Annotated in this window: 25 protein-coding genes; 1 reads left to right on the top strand and 24 read right to left on the bottom strand. The window is 61.0% G+C overall.

Annotation, left to right across the window (positions count from 1 at the left end):
* Nucleotides 1-13: 13 nt before the first annotated feature.
* The 8 genes from ACPQ6D_RS02325 to glmS all read right to left on the bottom strand — a co-directional run bounded on the left by ACPQ6D_RS02325 (nt 14) and on the right by glmS (nt 7,311).
* Nucleotides 14-1,177, bottom strand: a complete 1,164-nt coding sequence (locus ACPQ6D_RS02325; RefSeq protein WP_423222663.1) for an ATP-binding protein — start codon at nt 1,175-1,177, stop codon at nt 14-16.
* A 163-nt stretch (nt 1,178-1,340) separates the two neighbouring features.
* Nucleotides 1,341-1,982 carry a PAQR family membrane homeostasis protein TrhA gene (gene trhA / locus ACPQ6D_RS02320; RefSeq protein WP_423222662.1) on the bottom strand — a complete coding sequence of 214 codons (642 nt, stop codon included), beginning with the start codon at nt 1,980-1,982 and terminating at the stop codon, nt 1,341-1,343.
* A gap of 23 nt (nt 1,983-2,005) precedes the next feature.
* A complete protein-coding gene (locus tag ACPQ6D_RS02315; protein ID WP_423222661.1) occupies nt 2,006-2,431 on the bottom strand; it encodes an HNH endonuclease in 426 nt (141 codons plus the stop codon).
* A gap of 4 nt (nt 2,432-2,435) precedes the next feature.
* The gene (locus ACPQ6D_RS02310; RefSeq protein WP_423222660.1) at nt 2,436-2,849 is read right to left on the bottom strand and encodes a hypothetical protein; all 414 of its coding nucleotides are present in this window, start codon (nt 2,847-2,849) and stop codon (nt 2,436-2,438) included.
* Nucleotides 2,850-3,030: 181 nt separating this feature from the next.
* Entirely contained in the window at nt 3,031-3,441 is a 411-nt protein-coding gene (locus ACPQ6D_RS02305; RefSeq protein ID WP_423222659.1) for a VanZ family protein, read from the bottom strand.
* A 15-nt stretch (nt 3,442-3,456) separates the two neighbouring features.
* Nucleotides 3,457-4,758, bottom strand: coding sequence for a glycosyltransferase family 4 protein (locus ACPQ6D_RS02300; protein WP_423222658.1), 1,302 nt, complete (start codon nt 4,756-4,758; stop codon nt 3,457-3,459).
* A 91-nt stretch (nt 4,759-4,849) separates the two neighbouring features.
* Nucleotides 4,850-5,410, bottom strand: a complete 561-nt coding sequence (locus ACPQ6D_RS02295) for a hypothetical protein (protein ID WP_423222657.1) — start codon at nt 5,408-5,410, stop codon at nt 4,850-4,852.
* Nucleotides 5,411-5,463: 53 nt separating this feature from the next.
* Nucleotides 5,464-7,311 (bottom strand): glutamine--fructose-6-phosphate transaminase (isomerizing), encoded by a 1,848-nt coding sequence (gene glmS, locus ACPQ6D_RS02290; protein ID WP_423222656.1) that lies wholly within the window; start codon nt 7,309-7,311, stop codon nt 5,464-5,466.
* A gap of 477 nt (nt 7,312-7,788) precedes the next feature.
* On the opposite strand from glmS, the gene ACPQ6D_RS02285 reads away from it, so the two are divergent.
* On the top strand, nt 7,789-8,427 hold the full coding sequence (locus tag ACPQ6D_RS02285; RefSeq protein WP_423222655.1) for a glycerol-3-phosphate acyltransferase: 639 nt from the start codon (nt 7,789-7,791) through the stop codon (nt 8,425-8,427).
* A 95-nt stretch (nt 8,428-8,522) separates the two neighbouring features.
* Here the strand turns inward: ACPQ6D_RS02285 and ACPQ6D_RS02280 are convergent, their stop codons facing one another.
* From ACPQ6D_RS02280 to ACPQ6D_RS02205, 16 genes are all read right to left on the bottom strand, one after another.
* Nucleotides 8,523-9,239, bottom strand: coding sequence for a lysophospholipid acyltransferase family protein (locus tag ACPQ6D_RS02280; protein WP_423222654.1), 717 nt, complete (start codon nt 9,237-9,239; stop codon nt 8,523-8,525).
* 153 nt (nt 9,240-9,392) lie between these two features.
* Nucleotides 9,393-10,088: a lysophospholipid acyltransferase family protein gene (locus ACPQ6D_RS02275; RefSeq protein ID WP_423222653.1), complete on the bottom strand. Its 696-nt coding sequence runs from the start codon at nt 10,086-10,088 to the stop codon at nt 9,393-9,395.
* Between the two features lie 23 nt (nt 10,089-10,111).
* On the bottom strand, nt 10,112-10,822 hold the full coding sequence (cmk, locus tag ACPQ6D_RS02270) for a (d)CMP kinase (RefSeq protein WP_423222652.1): 711 nt from the start codon (nt 10,820-10,822) through the stop codon (nt 10,112-10,114).
* Entirely contained in the window at nt 10,819-12,216 is a 1,398-nt protein-coding gene (locus tag ACPQ6D_RS02265; RefSeq protein WP_423222651.1) for a pseudouridine synthase, read from the bottom strand. Before ACPQ6D_RS02265 ends, cmk begins: the two co-directional genes overlap by 4 nt.
* Before the next feature lie 29 nt (nt 12,217-12,245).
* Nucleotides 12,246-13,316, bottom strand: a complete 1,071-nt coding sequence (locus ACPQ6D_RS02260; RefSeq protein ID WP_423222650.1) for a D-alanyl-D-alanine carboxypeptidase family protein — start codon at nt 13,314-13,316, stop codon at nt 12,246-12,248.
* A 200-nt stretch (nt 13,317-13,516) separates the two neighbouring features.
* Entirely contained in the window at nt 13,517-13,993 is a 477-nt protein-coding gene (locus ACPQ6D_RS02255; protein ID WP_423222649.1) for a hypothetical protein, read from the bottom strand.
* Nucleotides 13,994-14,015: 22 nt separating this feature from the next.
* Complete coding sequence (locus tag ACPQ6D_RS02250; protein ID WP_423222648.1) at nt 14,016-14,627, bottom strand: hypothetical protein; 612 nt, start codon at nt 14,625-14,627, stop codon at nt 14,016-14,018.
* A gap of 132 nt (nt 14,628-14,759) precedes the next feature.
* Nucleotides 14,760-15,062: a hypothetical protein gene (locus ACPQ6D_RS02245; protein ID WP_423222647.1), complete on the bottom strand. Its 303-nt coding sequence runs from the start codon at nt 15,060-15,062 to the stop codon at nt 14,760-14,762.
* A gap of 30 nt (nt 15,063-15,092) precedes the next feature.
* A complete protein-coding gene (locus ACPQ6D_RS02240; RefSeq protein WP_423222646.1) occupies nt 15,093-16,145 on the bottom strand; it encodes an RHS repeat-associated core domain-containing protein in 1,053 nt (350 codons plus the stop codon).
* Between the two features lie 225 nt (nt 16,146-16,370).
* Entirely contained in the window at nt 16,371-16,673 is a 303-nt protein-coding gene (locus tag ACPQ6D_RS02235; protein ID WP_423222645.1) for a hypothetical protein, read from the bottom strand.
* Complete coding sequence (locus tag ACPQ6D_RS02230; RefSeq protein ID WP_423222644.1) at nt 16,670-18,409, bottom strand: RHS repeat-associated core domain-containing protein; 1,740 nt, start codon at nt 18,407-18,409, stop codon at nt 16,670-16,672. Before ACPQ6D_RS02230 ends, ACPQ6D_RS02235 begins: the two co-directional genes overlap by 4 nt.
* A gap of 129 nt (nt 18,410-18,538) precedes the next feature.
* Nucleotides 18,539-18,760 carry a hypothetical protein gene (locus tag ACPQ6D_RS02225; RefSeq protein ID WP_423222643.1) on the bottom strand — a complete coding sequence of 74 codons (222 nt, stop codon included), beginning with the start codon at nt 18,758-18,760 and terminating at the stop codon, nt 18,539-18,541.
* Between the two features lie 21 nt (nt 18,761-18,781).
* The gene (locus tag ACPQ6D_RS02220; RefSeq protein WP_423222642.1) at nt 18,782-19,852 is read right to left on the bottom strand and encodes an RHS repeat-associated core domain-containing protein; all 1,071 of its coding nucleotides are present in this window, start codon (nt 19,850-19,852) and stop codon (nt 18,782-18,784) included.
* Nucleotides 19,853-20,232: 380 nt separating this feature from the next.
* Entirely contained in the window at nt 20,233-20,547 is a 315-nt protein-coding gene (locus tag ACPQ6D_RS02215) for a hypothetical protein (RefSeq protein WP_423222641.1), read from the bottom strand.
* Entirely contained in the window at nt 20,544-20,906 is a 363-nt protein-coding gene (locus ACPQ6D_RS02210; RefSeq protein ID WP_423222640.1) for a hypothetical protein, read from the bottom strand. Before ACPQ6D_RS02210 ends, ACPQ6D_RS02215 begins: the two co-directional genes overlap by 4 nt.
* A 609-nt stretch (nt 20,907-21,515) precedes the next feature.
* Nucleotides 21,516-22,589, bottom strand: a complete 1,074-nt coding sequence (locus tag ACPQ6D_RS02205) for an RHS repeat-associated core domain-containing protein (protein ID WP_423222639.1) — start codon at nt 22,587-22,589, stop codon at nt 21,516-21,518.
* Nucleotides 22,590-22,594: the final 5 nt, after the last annotated feature.

The raw sequence follows: 22,594 nt of genomic DNA, 5'->3' as shown, positions 1-22,594 counted from the left end.
TCCTTGACCTGCATCACCCGATCGCCGGCGTGAGCATGGCTGCCCCGCCTGCGGCCAAATGCGCCAACGGCAGCACCGTCACGCGTTCACTCAGGGGATAGGCACGAGCGCCGGGGTAGATGACGACCAGGTGGTCGAGGGCCAGATCCTCCAGCGCGATGCGCATGGACGGGGTGAGACGGGGCGCGTCCACCCCCTTGCACTCGACGCCGGTGCGGCGGCCATCTTTGAAAAGCAACAGATCAATCTCGGCGCCGTTGTGCGTGCCCCAAAAATAGGCTTCGTCGGGCGCAGTGGCCTGCAAGGCTTCCTCCAAAGCATAGCCCTCCCAGGACGCGCCCATCTTGGGATGAAACAGTAAATCGTGCTGTGTGCGGATGCCCAGTAACTGGTGCAGGATACCGGCATCGCGAAAGTAGATCTTGGGTGACTTGATTTGCCGTTTGGCCAGGTTGGCATGCCAGGGCTGAAGCTGACGAACCATAAACACGCCTGTCAGCGTGTCCAGATAGCGGCGCACTGTTGGCTCGGAGACGCCGAGAGATCGGGCCAACTCAGCGCCATTCCAGACGTGGCCGTGATAATGGGCGAGCATGGTCCAGAAGCGCAGCAGGGTCTGCGCGGGGACAGTGATGCCCGCCTGTGGCAGATCGCGCTCCAGAAAAGTCTGGACGAAATTCTTACGCCACACGGCGCTGTCCTCATCGGAGCCAGCCAGGAAGGACAGCGGGAAGCCGCCGCGCAGCCAATGCCGCGCTTGCTCCTCGATGCCCACTTCAGCCAGACTGAAGCCGCCCATGGTGACTGTTTCCAAACGGCCGGCCAACGACTCCGACGACTGGCGAAGCAGGTCAGGCGTGGCGCTACCCAGGATCAGAAATTGCGCGGGCAGAGGTGTGCGATCACACAGCACGCGCAAGATAGGAAACAGATCAGGGCGGCGCTGGATTTCGTCAATGATTATCAGTCCCTGCAGGTCTTGCAGCGCGGTCATGGGCTGGTCGAGCCGAGCCAGGCTGGCGGGGTCTTCGAGGTCGAAGTAGTTGGCCGATGCGGCAGGGACAAACTGGCGCGCCAGGGTTGTCTTGCCGCACTGGCGTGGACCGAGGAGGGCTACCACGCGACTGCGAGCCAATGCCGCCTCGATGTGATGGGTAAGTACAGGCCGTGGTATCATGGCTGGATTTTACCATGAAAATCAGATACTGGCAATTAGAATTTCATGGTCTATTGCCGACACTGGTCACAGGGCTTCGCGATGGCGTTCGGTGATCAACTCGTCCGCCAGGCTGGGCTGGCCGCGCAGCGCGGCAAACCGACCCTAAGCCGATCAACCCGCTTCACGGCGCAACGTAGGCCGCCATCAGCACAAAATGACTGAACGCGCCCAAGATGACGAAGATATGCCAGATCTCGTGGAACCCGAAGCGGCCGGGCCAGGGGTCGGGCTTCTTGAGCACATAGATCACCGCGCCAGCCGTAAAGAAGATCCCGCCCAGCACGAGCCAGACCAGGGCGCCGGTGGGGAGCGCAGTCAAAATCTGGCGGATGGCGGCGATGGCAAGCCACCCCATCAGCAGGTAGATGCCTGCCGTCACCCAACGAGGCGCGCCAATGACAAAAATCTTGACGACAATGCCGACAAGGGCCAATGACCAGATGATCGCCAGCATGCCGCCGCGCCAGAAGCCGGTGAAGTAGGTCAGGCAGATCGGGGTGTAGGTCCCTGCGATGAGCAGATAGATGGCGGAATGGTCGAGTTTGCGCAAGACGAGGAGCACCCTGGGGCCAACCTGGGCCATGTGGTAGGCGGCGCTGGCAGAGAACATCAAGATCAGCGTGACGCCGTACAAGCTGAGAGCGACGGCTTTCGCCGCATTACCCCGCGCCAGATAGACCAGGACGCCGAGGCCAACGGTCGCCGCCGCCGCAGCGCCGAGGTGCGTCAGACCGTTGACCGGTTCGCGCAGCTTTTGAAGCATCGTTCCTCCTTGCCAATCCGATGTCAATCAGCGATTGGACGCCAGCCGAGCCGAACCCAGTTGCGCCGGGCATCTATGATGACGACATTATTCATATTGAGGGCAGTGACCGTGGCGCGGCCGATTGGTGTCAAACCAAGAATACGCAGACCGGCCTCATTCCAGGCAAAGTGATCGCCCCAGCGGTTGCGTCGCGGATGAAAGAGAGGCACCGTTTCACCGCTCAACGGATCGATAGCCTCGACCTGAGAGCTTTTGAATAGATTACAGCGATAGCAGGCAAAGCAGAGGTTTTCAAAGGTCGTAGCGCCGCCTTTGCTGCGCGGAAGCAAATGATCCACCACCATTGGGTTGCCGCTGTTGCCTTGCGAGGTATGGCAATAGGCGCAGCGGTGGTCGTCTATCTCCACCAGACGTTGACGCAGCGCCGTCGAAAGATAGACCGCCACGTTGTTATGGCCTCTCGAATGGCGGCACGGCATGCCCGCGCCACTGGAGCAGCCCGGCGGCGTGGGCCTTACACAACATGAAGCGATCGGCTTCGGCGACCTGGGCATCCAATTCCAAGTGCTCACCAGCGGTCAGCGCATCGTCGGCATTCTTCTCTAGCAACTCTTGAAGGCGCGCTGCATCGGCTTCGCTGCGCTGGCTGCGGACGATGCGCCAGAGCGCGTCGTCGTCGAGCCGGTCAAGGGCAGCCAGGTCGGCCTGAAATGCGGCCGGCGCCTGCGACCAATCGGGAGGGCTGCCGGCGCGCACGGCGCGCACCAGCATGTCGGTCAGTGACTGTTTGGTCGCGCGGGCCGTTTGCTCCAAACGAACATACAAATCCTCGGGCAGCGGCAGTACAATATCTTTTACGGTCATCGTTGCGTCCCTTGTCATTTCCTTATCATATGGCAACTGACATCATCTTCGCGCACATCGCGAACCGGTTCATGCCATCAGTTCTTTCAGCCTTGATTCTACTGATAATGCCCCACTGGTCAAGCCGACGCGTTTTGCCTCGCCAACTATGTCACCGCCACCTGCCATGCCCCATAACCAATCATTCCGCAGGGTGAGTCATGACGTTGGGCTGCGCTGCCCCTGCGCGCAAGCGGCGACGCCAGAACCACAGCGCCAGCGCCGCGCCGACCATGTCGGTCGCGACATCGAACAGGTCGGGATGGCGGTTGGGCACGAAGGACTGATGGAATTCGTCCGACAGGCCGTAGAGCACCGCCAGCACGAAGGCCCAAAGCCAGGGCCGGCGCACGCCGGGCGTGCGGCGCAGCGCCAACGCCAGCCAACTGGCTAATCCGGCGTAGGCCGTCAGGTGCCCCGCAATGTCCTGCAGATCGGGCAGGCCGTGGGTCAAGTCGGGCAGCGTGGACTGCGCGGAAAGCGTGAAAATCAGCGCGGCCCAGGCGGCCACGGCCAGCCATGCCGCCAGCAGAGAAAGACGATGGTGAGTCATGAAATTATCCAGGGACTAGAGATCAGAGATCAGAGATCGGAGATCGGGTACGTGGAAGACGGATGATCTCCGGGCTCCGGTCTCCAATCTCCGGTCTTCAGTCTCCGATGTCAAAAACCGTTCAACCAACCTATCCCAGAGAAAGTCGCGTGCTACGTGAGCTGCCGCGGCCTGCCCCCGATTGCGGGCGTACGCGCGATCGGTCAACAGCTGGCACAGCGCCTGCACCGTTCGCGCGTCCGCGCCAGGCGCAACCAGCAGCCCGTTCACGCCCGACGTGATGTAGGTGGACGCCTCGCCCACGTCATCAGCCACCACCGGCAAGCCGGCCGCCAGCAGTTCCACCAGCTTGACCGGGCAGCGCGCGCGGTTGATGCCGGTGTCGGCCAACGGCGCCCAGGCCACGTCCGCGGCGGCCAGAACGCCAGGCAGCGCGGCGGCCGGCGTCCACCCCAACACGATGATGGACGACGCCAGCCCCGCGGCAGCCGTCCGTGCGCGCAGATCGGCAGCGGGCGAACCGGTGTATTCCGATCTTGAGGCATAGCCCATGCAGGTGGGCTTTGCAACCGTTGCCGCGATTTCAATCGCCCGACCCGCGCCCGGCGCCGCATCGCCGATGACGATCAGCCGCGCCGATGGGACCTGGCGAATCACCTGCGCCCAGATGCGCACGATGCGGGCCGGCGTTACTTCTACGAAACGCGTGTACAACAGCACGGTTGGCGGCCCGGGCTTGACGACAGCGGCAAGAGGGCTGACCGAGATGCGATCAATGCCGTTGGGCAGGTAAACGACCTGGCCGTCTGCTGGATTCGTCTGGCGGACGGCCGCGGCATAGACTTGCAGCCAGCGACTGGCGGCCGTGACGCGATCGGCGTGCGCCAGGCACCACGGCTCCTGCCAGGCGAAGAGCATCGCCAGCGGCCGCGGATAGGCCAGGCGTTCGTTCCAACCGGCTTCCCAGTCATCCACATCGAGCCACAACTGCCCGCGCCAGGCGCCCAGCCGCCGCTGCCACCACAGGCACCAGAGCACAAGGCCGCTGTAGCCCTTCGGCTTACACGCCACCACCACCGTCGGTCGGCGCCGCCAGATTGCCATCAGCAAACGGGCCAGAATCGCCAGCGGACCGCCGTTTACGCGCACCTGCACCACCTCAACGCCGCCCATTTGCTCGCAGCGTCCGGCATCGGCCGGCCAGTCCCACGGCGGCGCCAACAGCGTGACCGCATGTCCTCGCCGCGCCAGCGCCTGCGCCAACGGCAGCGCCCGCCGGCTCAACGTGCCCTTCGGCCGCAGCCCAAACGTACCCACGAAGAGGAAATGCTGAGTTCTGAATGCTGAAGGCTGAATGCGGCTCCCGGCAATCTTCAAGCTGCTATCTTCAATCTGCTGTCTGGAATCTTCAATCGTTAACCTGCTGCAGCGCCTGCCCGCTCTCCTGCAGCGCCTTGCCCAGGTGATCGAGTTCCTGACCCGCGTCTTGCAGGGTGGCGCGTACCGCGCGCAGATAACCGGCGCTGGCGTTCAGCGCGTGGCCCGCGTCGCGCAGGCTGCCGGCCGCGGCCTCCAATTCGTGATCCACCACGCCAAAGGGGCGCATGGTCGTCGGTTTGAGGCCCGTCACCACGTCAACGCCCAGGATCTTGGTCGTCGTCGGCTCGATGACCGGAATGGCAACCTGGTTGAGGAGATTGCCCGCGGATTCCAGCTGCCCGGCCACCGCGTCCAACTCCTGATTGCAGCTGGCTACGGCCGCCGCCACCGCTTCCAGCATCTGCTGCATGCTGGTGGCGGTCGCGCCGTTGAAGGCCTGGCCGGCGCGCACCGCGCCCTCGCCGCCGATGACCATGGCATCGCCCGCCGCGGCCAGGTTGCGCGGCATGGTTTCCAGGAAGGGCGCCAATTGATCGCCCCATTGCCACAGCGCCTTGAGCGCACGCCAAAAACCGCTGAAACTGCTCATCGTTGCTCCTTTCGCGAAGTCGGGTTTCTGCGAGAAACCCGACTTCTGATTGTTTACTCCACCGTCACGCTCTTCGCCAGGTTGCGCGGCTGATCCACATCACAGCCGCGCCAGACGGCCATGTGATAGGCCAGTAATTGTAGGGGCAGGACGCTGAGAATCGGCGTCAGCAGCGGCGGGGCCGGCGGCACATAAAGGACATAGTCGGCCTTGGTCTTGATGAACTCGTCGCCTTCCGTCGCCACAGCAATGACAATGCCGTTGCGCGCCTTCACCTGCTCGATCTGGCTGATCATCTTGTCGTACACCGGATCCTGCACGGCGATCGTTACCACCGGCATGCGTTCGTCAATCAGCGCAATCGGCCCGTGCTTCATCTCGCCGGCCGGGTAGCCCTCCGCATGGATGTAGCTGATCTCCTTGAGCTTGAGCGCGCCTTCCAACGCAATCGGGTAGTTGATGCCGCGGCCCAGGAAGAGAAAATTGTTGTAGTCATGAAATCGCTGCGCCAGCTGTTCGTAGCGCTGCTGCTGCGCCATGTCGAGCACGCGACCGGCCAGCGCGGGCAGCCGCGCCAGGTCATCCAACAGCTGGCGGCGACGCTGCCCGCCCAGCGCGCCGCGCCGCGCGCCCAGGTGAATGGCCAACAGGTATTGGTCAACCAGGGACGCCGTGAAGGCTTTGGTCGAAGCAACGCCGATCTCAGGCCCTGCCTGCATCGTGACCATGCTGTCGGCCAGGCGCGCGGCCTGACTGCCTACGACATTGACAATGGAAGCCAGGTGCGCGCCTTTGGCGCGCGCTTCTTCCATTGCCGCCAACGTATCCACCGTCTCGCCTGACTGCGTGATGGCAAGGAACAAAGTTTTGTCATCCACGATGGGGTTGCGGTAGCGAAACTCGGAGCCGTAATCGACGCGCACCGGCAGATGGGCCAACTCCTCGAACATGAACTGCCCCACCAGGCCGGCAAAGTACGACGTGCCGCACGCAACGGTGATGATCTGCGTCAGCGCCCGCGCCCGTTCGGCGGTCAGCGTCACCTGCTCCAGTTCGACATCGCCGGTGCTAAAATCCACGCGGCCGCGGATGGTATCGGTCAGCGTCTGGGCCTGCTCGTAGATCTCTTTCTGCATGAAGTGACGGTATTCGCCCTTCGCCGCGGACACAGGATCCCAGGCCACCGTGTGCACCTGCGCGCTCACGGGCGCGCCGTCCAGGCCGTAGAAGTTTGCGCCAAACTGCGTGACCACGGCCATCTGGCGCGATTCCAGAAACGTGATGCGCCGCGTGTGCTCCAGGATAGCCGGCATATCAGAGGCAATGAACATCTCGCCATCGCCATAGCCGATGGTGACGCCGCCGGCGTTGCCCAGCCGCGCCGTGACCAGCCGGTCCGGCTCACGGCTGCTGAGGACAACGACCGCGCTGGGGCCGCGCAGGTGCGCCAGCGCCAGGCGCGTGGCCTCGGCCAAATCTCGGCCGTCCTGGTAGTAGAGGCTGATCAGGTGAACGATGACCTCGGTGTCGGTGTCAGAGCGGAACTCGATGCCCTCGCTTTCCAGCTCCGCCCGCAGTTCGCGGAAGTTCTCGACAATCCCATTCTGCACGACGACGACCTCGCCGTCACGGCTGGGATGCGGATGGGCATTGCGTCGGCTGGGCTTGCCATGGGTGGCCCAGCGCGTATGTCCCAAAGCGACATGGCCGTCGGCCGGCTGCGCGTCCAGCATCTCGATGAGGCCGCTGAGCTTGCCCACCTCGCGGCGAATTTCGACATGACCATCAACGATCACCGCCAGGCCGGCCGAATCATAGCCGCGGTATTCCAGCCGCTTCAACCCTTCGATCACAATCGGCGTGGCGGCACGCGGTCCCACATAGCCAACAATTCCACACATGGTGAGAGTCCTCCTAAGTGCAAAGTGCAACGACTCGCCGTGGCCGTGATGGCCCTGGCGAGCATGATTGCCACTGCGCTTCCCTTTTGTGGCCGGCGTTGCCGCCGGGGTTTGTGTGGGTGCGCGACGGATAACAGGAGGAAAGAATCCTGGCCGGTTTTGTGGTGATTAAAAACCTGGCCGCAGGGCCGTGGTCAGGCCCAGGAGGCATCCGCTGATCTTTCGATTTTCCCAGGTCATTCCAACCTGGTTAGCTCCCCCTCGCGAAGGAGAACCTCTTCCTCGTCAACTGCGCGATGGCGGGCATCGTACAGTCCATGCGCTCTCTTTCCTTCGTTTGTTCCAACTCGGGTTGATTCGCCAGGCGCGTCCTCCTTCGCTCAAGATGATCTCATTATACACTATTCTGCCTTCCCCGCAACTCACCCAGGCCGCCGGTGTTATGCTGTAGTAGAATAAACAGAAGGATGGAATTCAATGTCAGCGTTGACGGTAGTGGCGGCAGCTGTGGTTGGTTATCTGTTTGGCTCGATCCCGGTGGGATATCTGGTCGTCCGAGCCACGCGGGGTGTTGATGTGCGCACCGTGGGCAGCGGGCGCACGGGCGGCACGAATGCCATGCGCGCCGGCGGCCTGGGCGCCGGCGTGATGACGGCCATCGGCGATATGCTCAAAGGGCTGGCGGCCGTCGCCATCATGCGGCTGCTCAGCGGCGGTGTACCTGAGATCGAGGCCATTGCCGGACTCGGCGCGGTCGCAGGGCATAATTGGTCGCTCTTCATGGGCTTCAAGGGCGGCGCTGGAACGGCGCCTAACATTGGCGCTTGCATCATGTTTTGGCCGTTGTCAGCCCTCTGGCTGGTGCCGATGGTGCCGCTTGGGGTTTTCGTGGTTGGCTATGCCTCTGTCACCTCATTGGTCATTGCCGTTGTCATTCCGATCACCTTCGCGCTGCGCGCCGCCGCGGGCCTGACGTCATGGGTCTACGTTTGGTACGGCATCGCCGCGGCCCTGCTCGTCGTTCTCGCGCTGCGGCCCAACATCAAACGCTTGCTCAACGGCACCGAACCGCGTGCGCCGCGTCTGGGGCGCCGCGCCAGCGGAAATCACGCGTAGCCTGGGGCTTGTACACGAGGAGTGCGCACGGCGCGTGCGCACTCTACATCCCATCCAAAATTCACCGCTAGATTTGCAATCGGCTGGCCGATGATTTATGCCGCGGGCCGCAGCCATTCTTCCCATTCCGGCTGCGGATCCCGATAGACCCCGCGCATGTCTGGCGGCAGCAGCGCGGCCAGGCGCCCCATGGCCGCATCAGTCAGCAGACGCAGATGTTCGCGTGTGAGCTTGCCTTCGGGCCAGCGAAAGCGGAATGGCGCGCCATAGCGTAAGTGAACCGCCACCGGTCGCAGGCGCTTGAAGGATGCGCCCAACGCCGTAGATCCGGTGAACCCCACCGGCACAATCAGCGGATCGGTCTTGCGCGCAATGAACGCCAGCCCCTCCTTGCCGATTTGCAGCGCGCCATCCCTGCTGCGCGTCCCTTCGGGCGCAATCAGCAGCACATGGCCGGCTTCCAACACCGCATTGGCGGCCTTGATGGCCCAGACATCAGCCTCGCCGCGTTTGACCGGAATCACCCCAAACCAACGAATCAGGGGACCAAAGATCGGAATCTTGAAATTCTCAATCTTGGACATGGGCACGCCATAGCGCGGCAGCAGGCCCACGGTGACAAACGGGTCAATCGCATGGATGTGGTTGTAGATGAGAATGACCGGGCCGCGCATCGGCAAATGCTCCAAGCCCTCGATGGTTGGGCGGGCCAGCGCGCGTATGACCGTGTAGAGAATGGGCTGCACCAGGCGTCGGCCCACTCGCGGCCGGCTGCCATCAGCCACGGCCAGATAACGGTAATCTTCATTCATGCTCGCCTCGCCTTGTCAACACCAATGAATGATTGGATCACACACCATGACCAATGGATGATTGGATCACACACCATGACCAATGGATGATTGGATCACACACCATGACCAATGGATGAATGAATCTGACACTGCCGCGGCAGGGCGAATGAATCACATGCCATCGCCGCGAAACGGGCCGCGTTCATGCGGCGGCAGGAGCGCGGCCAGGTGTTCCATGATTTGCCTACTGGCCTCATCCAACGCTTGCCGCCGCGCCGCGCCCTGGCCTTGAATCGTCAACGGACCAAAGGGCTGACCGATGGTCAGCGTGACCGGCGCACGGCGTAGGCGCTTCCAGTATTGGAAAATCTCCTGGCCGCTGCCCGAGAAGGCCAGCGGCAAAATACGCGCCGGCTGCTGGCTGGCGAGAAACGCGACGCCGGGCCGCGGCCGAATCAACGCGGAACGCAAACCCCGGCTCTGCACCCCACCTTCGGGAAAAATCGCCAGCACGCCGCCGTTCGCCAGCACGGCCTCTGACATGCGCAGGGCCTTACGATCTACCTCGCCGCGATGCACAGGAATGCCGGCATAGCTGCGCACAATCCAGCCGACCCAGGGATGATCGAACATATTGTGCGCGGCCAAAAACTCGACGTTGTAGGGAAGTACAACCGGTGTGAGCGCCGGCTCGATCCAACTGAAATGATTGACGACGACGATCAACGGCCCGCCGGCGGGCAAGTTTTCCCGGCCGCGCACCGTGAAGCGCAGCAAGCAGAAGGCCGCCAGTCGCGCCAGCAGGATCAAGAAACGCCGGCGCAGACGACGGCTCCAGGTTAGACGCGGCAAGGCGGTGGTTGTCATTGAACTTTTGCCCTCGGCAAGGCTCACGGCATGGTCGGCTGCCACTGCGCGACCAGGGCCAAAATCACTTCCAGAACTTCTGACACCGATAGCCGGGTGGAGTCCACAATCTGCGCATCGGGCGCCGGCCGCAAGGGCGCAGTGCTGCGACCGCTGTCATAGGCGTCACGTTTGCGCATGGCCGTCAGGATCTCCTCGTAGTTCACCGAGAGGCCGCGGCCGCGATCTTCCTCGCAGCGGCGGCGCGCCCGTTCCGTGGGCGACGCATCCAGGTAGATCTTGAGATCAGCATCTGGCATGATGACGGTGCCGATGTCGCGCCCCACCATGACCACGCGGCCGGCGTGACCGATGCGCCGCTGCTGCGCCTTCAACGCCTCGCGCACCGAGGCATACGCGGAGACTGCGGAGACATTCGCGTCCACCTGCGGTTGGCGGACAGCCCATGTCACATCTTCGCCCCCGATCAAAACGGTTGCCAGCCGGCCATCGGTGGCGTCTGCAGGGGCCAGCAGATCAATTGGCACACTCCGCGCCAGGCTGGCAATCGCGTCCTCGTCGCCGAGGGGAATCCCGCGGCTCAGCGCCAGCCAGGTCACCGCTCGATAGACCACGCCCGTGTCAAAGTAGAGATAGCCCAGGCGCTGCGCCAACGCATGGCCGATGGTGCTCTTGCCCGAAGCGGCTGGGCCGTCAATAGCAATCGTAGATGGCAGCGGGGCGACCTCGTTCATGCGCGTGGTTTTTGGCGGCGCGCGGTCATGGCGCGCGCGCCCGCTGCATGGGGTCGAGGGCTGGCGCCGGGCCGGGCGCTGCGTCGCCAGGGTTTGCGGCCAGCCGTTGGGCCGGCGTCAGTGCGCCGCGGTGAGCGACCGCCGTCCATGCGACCTGGCGTGCGGTTGGTGTCGTCGCGGCGCGGCGGGCGCCCCGCAGACGTGCGACCCGCAGGCCGGTCGCCTTCCTCGCGGCGCGGCGGCCGATCGGCCTCGGCGCGACCGGCAGTGCGATTGTTGTCCTCGCGGCGCGGCGCGCGATCAGCCTCAGTGCGCCGGGGCGGCCGGCCGGCAGATGTGCGACTGGCAGGTTGATCCCCTCCCTCGCGGCGCGGCGGCCGAGCGGCGTCGGCGCGGCGGGACGGCCGGCTGGCGGACGTGCGACCCGCAGGCCGATCGCCTTCCTCGCGGCGCGGCGGGCGCGCGCCCGGCGCGGGGGCTGCGGGTTGGTCCCCTTCCTCGCTGCGCGGGGGGCGATCGGCCTCGGCGCGGCGCGGCGGCCGCGGTGGACGGGGCGTCCGAATCACCAGGGCGCGGCCGCGGCCGCCGTGCTGACCACGCGCAGGCGTCGCTGGGGTGGGCGCGCCGCGACCCACCGGTTTGTCCTGCAGCACACGCCGCAGGTGCCGCAGCTCAACCAGGGTGGCGTCGCGCCACTCGCCGGGGTTTAGGTGAACCAGGCGCAGCGGCCCCAGGCCTACGCGAATCAGGCGCAGGGTGGGATGGCCGACGATCGCGGTCATATGACGAATCTCGCGCTTGCGGCCTTCGCGCAGCACCATGCGCAGCCAGGTGGTGGGCTGAGAACGGGCGTCGTTTGGCCGCGCCAGGTAAGGCGGTGGGCCGTCAATCATCTCCACTTCGGCCGGCGCCGTTTTGCCCTCACTCAGCTCGATGCCCTGGCGCAGCTTGCGCAGCGCGCTGGGCAGGGGCCGGCCTTCCACAAGAACCAGGTATTCCTTCGGGTGCTCGTAGCGCGGGTGCGTGAGCTTGTGCGCCAGGTTGCCATCATTGGTCAACAGCATCAAGCCCTCGCTGTCATAATCCAGCCGCCCCACGGGATAGAGGCGCTGCGCCACCTTGACCAGGTCGGTGAGGCAAGGGCGACCGTCTGTGCTTTCGGTGTCCGAAAGATAGCCAGCCGGTTTATACAGCAGGATGTAGCGCGGCGCTTCGGAGCCAGTCAGCGGACGGCCATCGAGCAGTACCACATCTTTGTCGGGGTTCACGCGCGTCCCCAATTCAGTAACCACCTTGCCATTGACTTTGACGCGGCCGTCCACGATCATCTCTTCGCATGCGCGCCGCGAGGCAACGCCCGCATGCGCCATGACTTTTTGCAAACGCTCTTCCATTTGTTCCTATCCCCTTGCCCTGTCGCCGATCAATACGCGCCCCACATCAACGATTGTGTGCCCAGGTCTTGATTTCCCTGCCAAAAATGAACCACACCGGCGGGCGCGCCGGGCAGGTCGTTGTCATCAGCCAGGCGTTCACGCAGCGGCTGCACCCAGGCGCGCTGCCAGGTAGGCACAAATGCCATCGGCGCCGGGCCGGTGGTCAGAAAGCGCAGCTCGCCGCTGCGATCGCGCGCCCGATTGAGCGCGTTGTCCGGCGTGGTCAGCGTGACCCAGCCGTAGTAAGTGCGATAATGCGCCAGCAGCGCCTGCGCATCAGCATACCGCTGTGTGCTGCCCAGGATGACCAGAATCGTGCGATGACCATCCTGGTTGACCGACGCCACCAGACATTCGCCGGCCTCGTCGGTCGTTCCGGTTTTTACGCCGTCGCCGTAGGCATCCAACGTCAGCAGGTCGTTCGTGTTCGTCAGCGCATGGCCGGCAGCCTCGTATGAAACTGTAGCCACAATGCGCGCAAACAACGGGTACTGCAGCGCCGCGCGCGTCAGCGTGTACAGATCGCGAGCGCTGGCGGAATGGCCTGGGGCATCCAGGCCATGCGAATTGGCAAAATGAGTCTGCGTCAGCCCCAGTTCGGCGGCGCGGCGGTTCATCAGCGCCACAAAGGCCTCTTCACTACCCGCCACGTGAATGGCGATGGTCACGGCGGCATCGTTTGCCGAAGGCAGCAGCAGACCGTAAAGCAGGTCTTCGAGCGTCAGGTTTTCGCCCGCGCTCAGATACATCGAGCTGCCGCCTACGGTCAGCGCGGCCGCCGGCACGGTGATGATATCGTCAGGCTGGCCGTTTTCAAGCGCCAGCAAGGCCGTCATGATTTTTGTCGTGCTTGCCATGGGCCGCGGCGCATCAGCCTGCTTGTCCAGCAGAACCTGGTTGGTGTCCAGGTCAGCCACCAGCACGGACGGCGCCTGCACAACCGGCCATTGTGCGGCCTGGCGTTGCGCGCTGACCTGGTGTGGATAGAGACGCAGCGTCGAAGCCGCGCCATCTCGCTGCACAGGCGGACTGGCGGCCAGCGATAGTAAGGCCAGCAATCCGATCAGGCAGGGCGCAAGATCCAGCCTCTTGAACAGCCTGCCCCTGCTTCTATTGAGATGGCGGGTGAATCGCGGCATGACTGACCTTACCTGGGCGACGACTGGGCGCAAAAAAGGCACCTCGGCGGCGACTGTACATCGGCCACCGGCTGGTGCCCTCTGGCGTCAAGAAGACAGAGTCAATTCACAAAGGCAGCTTACGGTTCACTAACAGTCACATCATACACACGAATGTTGTTCAACACATTCGTTTCACCGGGCACGCTGTCTACCGCGACACGCAGTTGATAGCGCGATTTCAGCGTGCCAGGAAGATCGCCTTCGAAGCGAATAATGGCCGTATCGTGTTTGGCGATGGTCGTTGCATATTCAACCGTGCTAAGCACCACCTGGTCAGCGTCATCAGACAGAACAACCCGCACCGGAACATCCTGCTCTGGCTCACTGCCGCGATTTTCGATCACCACCAACAGGGCCAGGTGACCTCCGCTTAACACGGCCTGTTTTGAGTCGAACTCGATGGCGGCCACTCGTAAGTCACGCACGGCGGCGATTTCGGTGCGATCATCGCCCGGCGCGGCCAGGCCCTTATCCGGCGCGTTTTCTGTCACGCGCACACAGCTTGTCAACAAGAAGAGAAGGCAGCCGAAACAAACCAATTGAGAACGTTGCATAAGATTCATGTTGAGCACTTGCCTACCTGGCGCGAGGATAGATCGCGTAGGAGAGCGGAGGAAAGGGGGTGACGCGTTGATAAATGAGACCGTCCGCTGTCTGCATGTCTGGCTCCTGGCAAAGATCATACTGCGGAAGCGTCAGTTTGTCAAGTACGTGAAATTTCGGGGATGCATTGTAAATCCGAAGAAGAGGCGTCATAGCGTGTGCGTGGTAGAAATACAACCCACCGGCCGCATCGTCCAGCACCTGCCCGGTGAAGCGGCGCAGCGTCGGCGTCGCGCCGAAGCTATAGCGATTCTCGCCCCAGGGCTTGTCGCGCAGTTCCGCGATGCGCGCGCCCGTCTCATTGGCCGTCACCGCTGTGCTGCCCAGGTGATCGGTCGCCAGCCAGCGCACCACCCCATTGACTCGCAGCGCAATCCGCTTACCGCCGGCCTGGTAGTACTTCGTGATGGTGGTGTTGCCCCCGCTGGTCGTCTGCTCATAATAGCTGCCGACGTACACCGTTGTGCTGCTGCCAATCACCGCCTTCACCCGGCCGCTGTCGCCATCGTGCGTATAGCTGGCCATGACGCCCCCGCCGTTGATGCCGGTCAGCCGGTTCTCGGCGTCGTAGGTCAGAGTGACCATCCTGATAGGTCAGGGCCGCACCCTCGAAGCTGGTCCAAGATTTGAAAGTCACAGAGATGGCGTCATCAGTGACGTCATGGCCGCTTCCTACCGATTGTCCAAGCCATCCTGTGGGCTTTGACTGCCCTACTCTCAATGCTCTAACCGCGCCTTTGTTTCTTCAATGCGATATTGACACTGACGCCGCAGTCTATACAGCGGCAGCACCAAGATCGAAGCAAGCGCCGATAGACCTGCGGCTATTGGATTGACCGTGATGCTATAAGGTCCCCCAACGACTAAGGTTGCGAGCAACGCCGCTAGAAATGCGCCAGCCCACAGTGGTCCTACAAACAAAGCAAGCCACAACACCAAATCGATGCGCGCGAGACGCATTTTCAAAGAGTCATACTGCGCCAGGTCTATGCGACGGGAGCTACCTTGTCCAGTTGGCATCTCGCTAATTGACTCCTGACTCATATTGCCTCACTTCCACAGGTCACCTGATTCATCCGAAGGGGTTGGAAAACACATATTAACGGCCTGCAAAAAGGTTCGTTGGTCTGTCATGTTCACTATCAGGGCATACTGCGTGGAAACGCTGCTGTTAGCTGCGGCGGCGAACGCAGCGACCGGAATTACGGCCGCACACACCGGGCAAGCAACGAAGAGGCCTACTTGGGCCAACAGATACTCGGTGATTCCGCCTCCCACAATATAGGGAAGACTGTCGCCTGCCAACCAGTCACTCACCCCGGTCTTTCCCTTCTGATAACTGACACGGCGGTTATACCCGGAGTATTTCGGCCCATCCTTCGTATAACGATACAATGGCTGCTCCCAGGTCTGGTACCGTGTCGGGTCAGTATCAACCGGATGAGCAGTAATATGAGATTGCACGGTTTGCTTGTCAACCGTGCCATTGGCATTCGTCAGACGATACGGCCCATAGCCCTGGTACTCGTAGAGAGCGTGTTGGCCGGAAAAGCCAAAGGTGTTGCCGACATGAACAAATGTCCCAGATGTGAGAGAGGTGGTCGGTGCGAAAAGCACATCGTCGTAATCGGCCAACTCCAGCATCTGCCAGAACACCTGGTCAGAGTGCCAGGCGTCCCAGTATGATTGCCAATGATCGCCATACTGGGTGCGCAGGTATGCTTCGATCTCTTCTTCACTGAACATCCCCGTCGGATCTGTGAGCCTGACAGAATTATTCAGCGCATAGCTGTACCGATTCAAGCTCTGCGGATTCCCCGGCTGCGGCACGATCGTATCCGCACTGGCGAACCGTCCCAACGCCGGGTCGTAGTATCTGGCATTGTAGAAATACAACCCACCCGCGATGTTGTCCAGGGTCTGCCCGGTGAAGCGCCGCTGCGACTTCGGCGAGCGGCTCGACTGAGCTCGCCGAAGTCGCAGTCGAGCCGTCGGCGTCGCGCCGAAGCTATAGCGGCTCTCCCCCCACGACTTGCCCTGAGCTTGCCGAAGGAGCTTGTAGCGCAGCTCCGCGATGCGTGCGCCGGTCTCATTGGCCGTCACCGCCGTGCTGCCCAGGCCTGCCCTGAGCCTTCGGCGTGAGCTCAGCCGAACGCTTGCCGAAGGGTGATCGGTCGCCAGCCAGCGCACCACCCCATTGGTATTGTACCAATACCGCTGATTACCTGCCGACTTTCATCACTGCACCATTTAGGTGCCAGCCAGTATTATCACAATGACGAGTGCAAAAATACCTCTTCGAGACGCAAGACACCTCATTGCGCCCAATTACTTCTTTGGACTCGGTAGGTCAAGTACCCGCCAAACGATTGATACTCCAACCGCAAGAAGTGCAGGCACCCCAAAGAACAGCGGAACAGCAAGAGTACCCAACAATGCCTTATCATTTGGGTGTTGCATAAGATAGATCGCAAAGTAGCTCCATTGGAAACCGAGTACGACGAGCACGGCAACACTCGCTTTCCAGCCTAGGACTGATTCCTCTCTTTTGGCGACGATTCTCCATGCGCCCAAAAGCCAAAGAACAGCCATAACAAGGGCGAATATCACTGCAATCCCTTGTTCGGTCATGGTTGCACTCCCCGTGGGCCAGTAACGTGCAGTTGATAAGGTGCCCTCCCGATTTGTTGAGGATCATCATACACTGCCGGATATGCGGCATCCACAGGTCCAGCGAGAACCTCCCATCCAAAGACGTCTCCTGCTAGTCCGGCAGCGTCCACAACCAGCGCACCGCCCCCAATGAGCCTTGCCATACCAATACCCACAATCCTTGCTAAGCCACCTGGTGCCCATGCAGCCACCGTGATGCCCGCTGCTGCCCACCACCAGCCATTGTAATCCATGTAAGTGGAGAAGTGGTAGTTGGCCGACTCTGGCCTCTTGTGCAAACTCCAGATGCCGTTGATCGCGGGCAGGGTTTGCATCCAATCATCGCCCACCCAGGTCTCGGCCTGGCGGCGCGCCATGCCCTCCCAAGAATTGCCGCTCACGCTGTAAGCCGCCAGGGTGGCCGCTTGTTGCGCGGACTGCCAACTCCGCGGCATGTCCGCGCCTTGTCCACTCAAGACCCAAAGGCCGGCGTAGTAGGCGCTGGAGCCATCATCGTTGTCGGTCATCAAGACGAAAATAGCTGCGCTGGTTGCTCCTTGTTCGTTTCCCATGAAAAGCATATCCCCCCAGGTGATCGGCGTCTCCCAAAGCAGATCGAACAATGAGCCGAGCGCCGCTTGGGCTATGGTTTTCCATTGATCCTTGTCTGCTCCGCAGTTGGCGAAGTAGGTGCAGATCTCATCGGCTGTGAAATGTCCCGTCGGATCGGTGAACCTGACAGCATTATTCAGCGCATAGCTGTACCGATTCAAGCTCTGCGGATTCCCCGGCTGCGGCACGATCGTATCCGCACTGATGAACCGCCCGATGACCGGATCATACCATCGGGCGTTGTAGAACAGCAAACCGCTGCCGCTGTCCTTGCGCTGACCGGTGAAGTTGTAGCTGGTCGGCGTCGCGCCAGCGACGTAACGCCCTCCGCCCCAGGGGTAATAGCGCAGCTCGGTGTTGGTGTTGAGCCGCGCGCCGGCGCTAGTCAACGTCAGCGCCTGTGAACTCAGGTGATCGCCCAGCAGGTAGTTCACCGTGCCCGTGCTGACCCCCGTGCGCATGGCAACTCGCACCGCACCCGCATCATAGTACGACTTCATCGTGGCCGTGCTGCCCGTCCACTCGAAGTAGTTCCCGACGTAAACCGTCGTTGCCCCGCCAGCCGTCTCCTTGACTCGCATCCCGTCGGCGTTGTACACGTAGCTGGAGGTTACGCCCCCGGACATCGCCGTCAGCCGGTTCTCGGCGTCGTAGGTCAGCGTGATATCTTGACTGCCGCTGATGCGCCGGGTCGCGTTGCCGTTGGCATCGTACCAATACTTCTGCACGCTACTGATGTGCGTCAGGGCGTGTTTGTGGGCCGCGTTCCGGTAGGCGAACTCGACCCCTGACCAGCTGATCAGATTGCCGGCATTGTCGTAGGCGTAGCTGCGCTGGCTGTAGCTGCCGTAGCTGCCGTCAGCCGTGACGCAGTTGGCTCCGCTTAACGTGCAGGCCGTGTACAAGCGATCCAGCCCATCATACGTGAACTTCTGCGCCTGGCTCCCACCGTAGGCCGCGGCATCGGTGATCGTCAGCACGTTGCCTGCATCATCGTAGGTGTAGCTGATGTTCTGCCGGTTGTCATAGGTCGGACTCGTGCCTGCCTTCATGCTCACCAGGCGGAAGTTCTCGGCCGCGGTGTAGCTGTAAGCCTGCCGCACGATGCAGATCGAGTTGCCTGATCAACGCAACGCCACCTGACCCAACGAATTCTGATCAACCCGGCTATGACGATCGAAACATGCACGGCAGACACAACCACGAAGCACCTCAAGCCTCAGACAGCGAGATCAATACCATCCCTTGCCCCGAAGCCAGGCATACACCTTGCGCCGAATCAGCCACCACATAAGGACAATCGGGATCAGAGCCAGAAACTTGCCCATGATAGGGTTCAACCAGTGGTACTGATTCAGGGTCGGAGCAAGCAATGGTTCCCAAACCAGTTCGCGGAGCCCTACGGCAATCAGCACCATAATAAGCCCCTCTCCAAGATGAATAGCACCTTTCATCTCTCCCCCTCAACACCTTTACTACTTAGGTGGCAGTGTCGGCGACCAAGTGGCCCCGAAAGACCACGCCCCGTACAGGTTCGTGCTACCCCGGAACATTGAGGAGTAGCCAGCAGTAAGTCTGTGACCTTGCACATCAACCGCAAGCTGTACCATCAGCGTGCGATCCCCTTCTGTGAATCCTGGCAAGGAACTGATGTCCGGGTCAAACCAGGCTTGAGCGACGTCTGCCAGCACCCAGGGCGGGAAGACCTCTGTCACTAGCGCATTGAATCCCCACTGGAACGCTTTCTGAAATCGCACATTGTTTCTGGTAACTTGTGAGGTGACGATCTGAGCGTCACCCCAAGTCGCGATCGCCGTCATGTTGCCATCGTCGCCTTGCGAACTCAACACAGCGAGTCCACCCGGCTGCGCGGCATAGAGATCCTGGAGTGAGCCGACGTTCCCTGGCCCAGGCGTACCCGCCGTTTGTTCCAGCGAAATACCTGAGAGAATATCATGGCCTTTTCCCTGGAGGCGGAACTGACGCAGATAGGCCCGTGAATGATCCTCAACGCGCAGTCCTAGCGAACCGCTTTCCCATCCCACTTCAAGGAGCGTATCGCCTCCCTGGGCTGCGTGGAGCAGATTCATCCAGGTTTCATCCGCGAGCCAGGCTTTCCAGTACTGTTCCCAGGCATCGTCATACTGGCTCTGCAGATACGCCTTGATAGCATCATCGGTGAAATTACCTGTGGGATCCGTATACCGCAGCGGGTTGTTTCGTACATAGCTGTACCGATTCAGGCTCTGCGGATTCCCTGGCTGCGGCACGATCGTATCCGCCTGGATGAACCGCCCCAGCGCCGGGTCGTAGTATCTGGCGTTGTAGAAATACAACCCGCCGCCCACACTGTCCAGCACCTGCCCGGTGAAGCGGCGCAGCGTCGGCGTCGCGCCAAAGCTGTAGCGGCTCTCCCCCCACGGCTTGTAGCTCAGCTCCGCGATGCGTGCGCCGGTCTCATTGGCCGTCACCGCCGTGCTGCCCAGGTGATCGGTCGCCAGCCAGCGCACCACGCCGTTGACCGCTTCCTCTGCCACGAATTTCACTAATTTACACGAATTCCAGGGCCGTTTCGTGTCAATTCGTGCAATTCGTGGCCGAAAACCGGGCTGACGGCCTCCTTGACCCGGTTGCCCCTTCGGCAAGCGTTCGACTGAGCTCACGCCGAAGGCTCAGGGCAGGCTCTGCCATCATGGGTGTAGCTGGCCGTGACGCCGCCGGTTCCGTTGATCACCCGGCTCTCCGCCGTCAACCGGCAGCGAGCGTCGTACGCCCAGGCGATGCGATTGTCGAGCGCTCCACCCGCCGTATGCCGTCTCCGACTGTTGGCTCCCAGACCAGTTCTCAGCAAAATCAAAGAACGAACTCATCATCGGCATCGCAATTCAGTATGGCACATCGCTCAGGAGTTGTCTTGAAGTGACCATCACATTCCGCTACGCGGCGAACCAAGCGCAATGAGTAGAGCCGTCAAGAACATCAAGAAGGCAATGATTCCTGAAACTCTTATCATTAGCAGTTGATACCAGAATCGTCTTGCATATTCCCTTGGATCTTCATCAATAAGTCGCATGGCTTCTCGGGCCAAGGGGCGGATCTCTTCATCTCGGAATAGCTTCGGAAAGATGAACTTGGGCCATCGCATGACGGTTTGCACGACAGTCATTGGCAAGAACAAACACACAACACCAACCGCCAAGAGCACGACGAGGAAGACTGCTTGGACTGTACTGATCATCATGGCTGTTGTTTCTCCCATAGCCTTTTGAGTGCTTCAAGGAGGTTTGCAGGGCCAAAAATCAGCCAGTCATGCTCAAAGGTTGCATGAAGTTCACCCGGCCATGGCCCCTCCAGCGCTGCTCCGCCAGCGATGTTTAAGCCGAAATAGGCTTTTTCGCCATCAGAGAACAAAACGCCCTCTGCACCAATAGACGCAACTTCTCCGAGTTGGTCACCGAGTTGAACAGAGAAGCCCTTCAACTTGTCCACAGTAGGCGCTGTTGTGATCATGAGATTCGGGCCCAGACTATTGAAGCCGACCACACTATAACCACCCGTACCGCCTCCAGCAAGTACTGCAACGTTTCCTTGTCCATCCAACGCGATGGTGGCTCCATATACTCGCGAACGCGTGGCTACGTATCCTTGCAAACACATGGCTCCCTATGCTCGCGAATCACTGGCGCTCTATGCCCGCGAATGGGTAGCAACTTAACCACGCGAAATGACACTTGCCCCTCATCGAATTGACAGATCCGGCCAGCACCGGCTGGAGGGCCTTCTATAGGGCCAAAACCAGGAGTTCAATCTTGAATTGTCTCAAAGTCATTGGCACAGTGGGGCGAGTCGAGCTATCATCGGTCGTTCCGTTGCAAATCCGATACATTTATCTCCTTAAGGTGATGTTTGGCTTCCTTAAGGCGCCGATTTATGTGTCTGCGAAGGGCGTACAACGGGCCAAGAGATACTAGGGCCACAACCACAATCCACCCTCCGTTTATCTCGATCGGTACAGCCCGAATTCTTGCTAGTATGAGGGCGAACAAGATTGTGCCTGTACCTACAAGCCCGAACAAACAAGCCGCGGAGAAGATCACTTCCGTGACAATGCCACACCAGAGTAACAGAGTCTCGCGTTGGCCTTCGATGTGGCGCGTTTCAGACATAGCAGTATCGTTCTTATGTTGGTTGTTCTTGTTCATATGGCACCTACTTCCATAAGTCGGAGGACTCATCTGGAGGAGACAGATAGCATGCATTATCGGCGTGAAGGAACATCCGCTTATCCGCCAGGTTGACCTGTACGTCGTACTGCAAAATGAGTGCATTGTTAGCGAAACCAAGAGCTGACCCCAGCGTGATGCCCAACATACAAGGCGGCCCACAAATTGCTCCGGCGCCAAGTCTCGTGCCGATCAAATTGACTAGCTGGGGCGCCGCAAACGTACCTAGCCAGGGCAGGCCGCTGCCAGCATCAAGTCTCGGATTCACGCCTGAGAACTGATAGGTCACCCTGCGGTTATATCCAGAATAATGGGGCCCGTTTTTATCATAGCGATACAGCAGCTGCTCCCAGGTCTGGTATCTGGGTGAGGAGGGGTCAATAGGATGAGCCTTGATAGACGTTTGTGCATTCAGTTTATCGGTCGTTCCCTGACTGTTCGTGAGGCGATACGGCCCATAGCCTTGATATTCGTACAACTCATGCTGGCCTGAAAAGCCAAAGGTGTTGCCGGCATGAACAAATGTTCCAGATGTTAGCGAGGTAGTCGGTGCATACAGCACGTCATCATAATCAGCAAGCACCAACATTGACCAAAATACTTGGTCAGAGTGCCAGGCGTCCCAGTATGATTGCCATTGGTCGCCATACTGAGCGCGCAAGTATGCCTCGATCTCGTCTTCGCTGAACATCCCCGTAGGGTCTGTGAACCTGAGAGCGTTATTGTCCGCATAGCTGTACCGATTCAAGCTCTGCGGATTGCCCGGCTGCGGCACGATCGTATCCGCACTAACGAACCGTCCCAACGATGGGTCGTAATAGCGAGCGCTGTAAAAATACAACCCGCCCGCCACACTGTCCAGCACCTGCCCGGTGAAGCGGCGCAGCGTCGGCGTCGCGCCGAAGGTGTAGCGGCTCTCTCCCCACGACCTGCCCTGAGCTTGCCGAAGGGGCTTGTCGCGCAGCTCCGCGATGCGTGCGCCGGTTGTCATTTCGCGTGGTAAAGTTGCCACCTGTTCGCGGGCATAGAGCGCCAGTGATTCGCGAGCATAGGGAGCCATGTGTT

This window comes from Candidatus Amarolinea aalborgensis (genome assembly GCF_900491745.1).
In the GTDB taxonomy this organism is placed as follows: Bacteria; Chloroflexota; Anaerolineae; order SSC4; family Amarolineaceae; genus Amarolinea; species Amarolinea aalborgensis.
The sequence above is the reverse complement of the archived record's forward strand: the minus strand, read 5'-3'. Positions and strand labels throughout refer to the sequence as shown.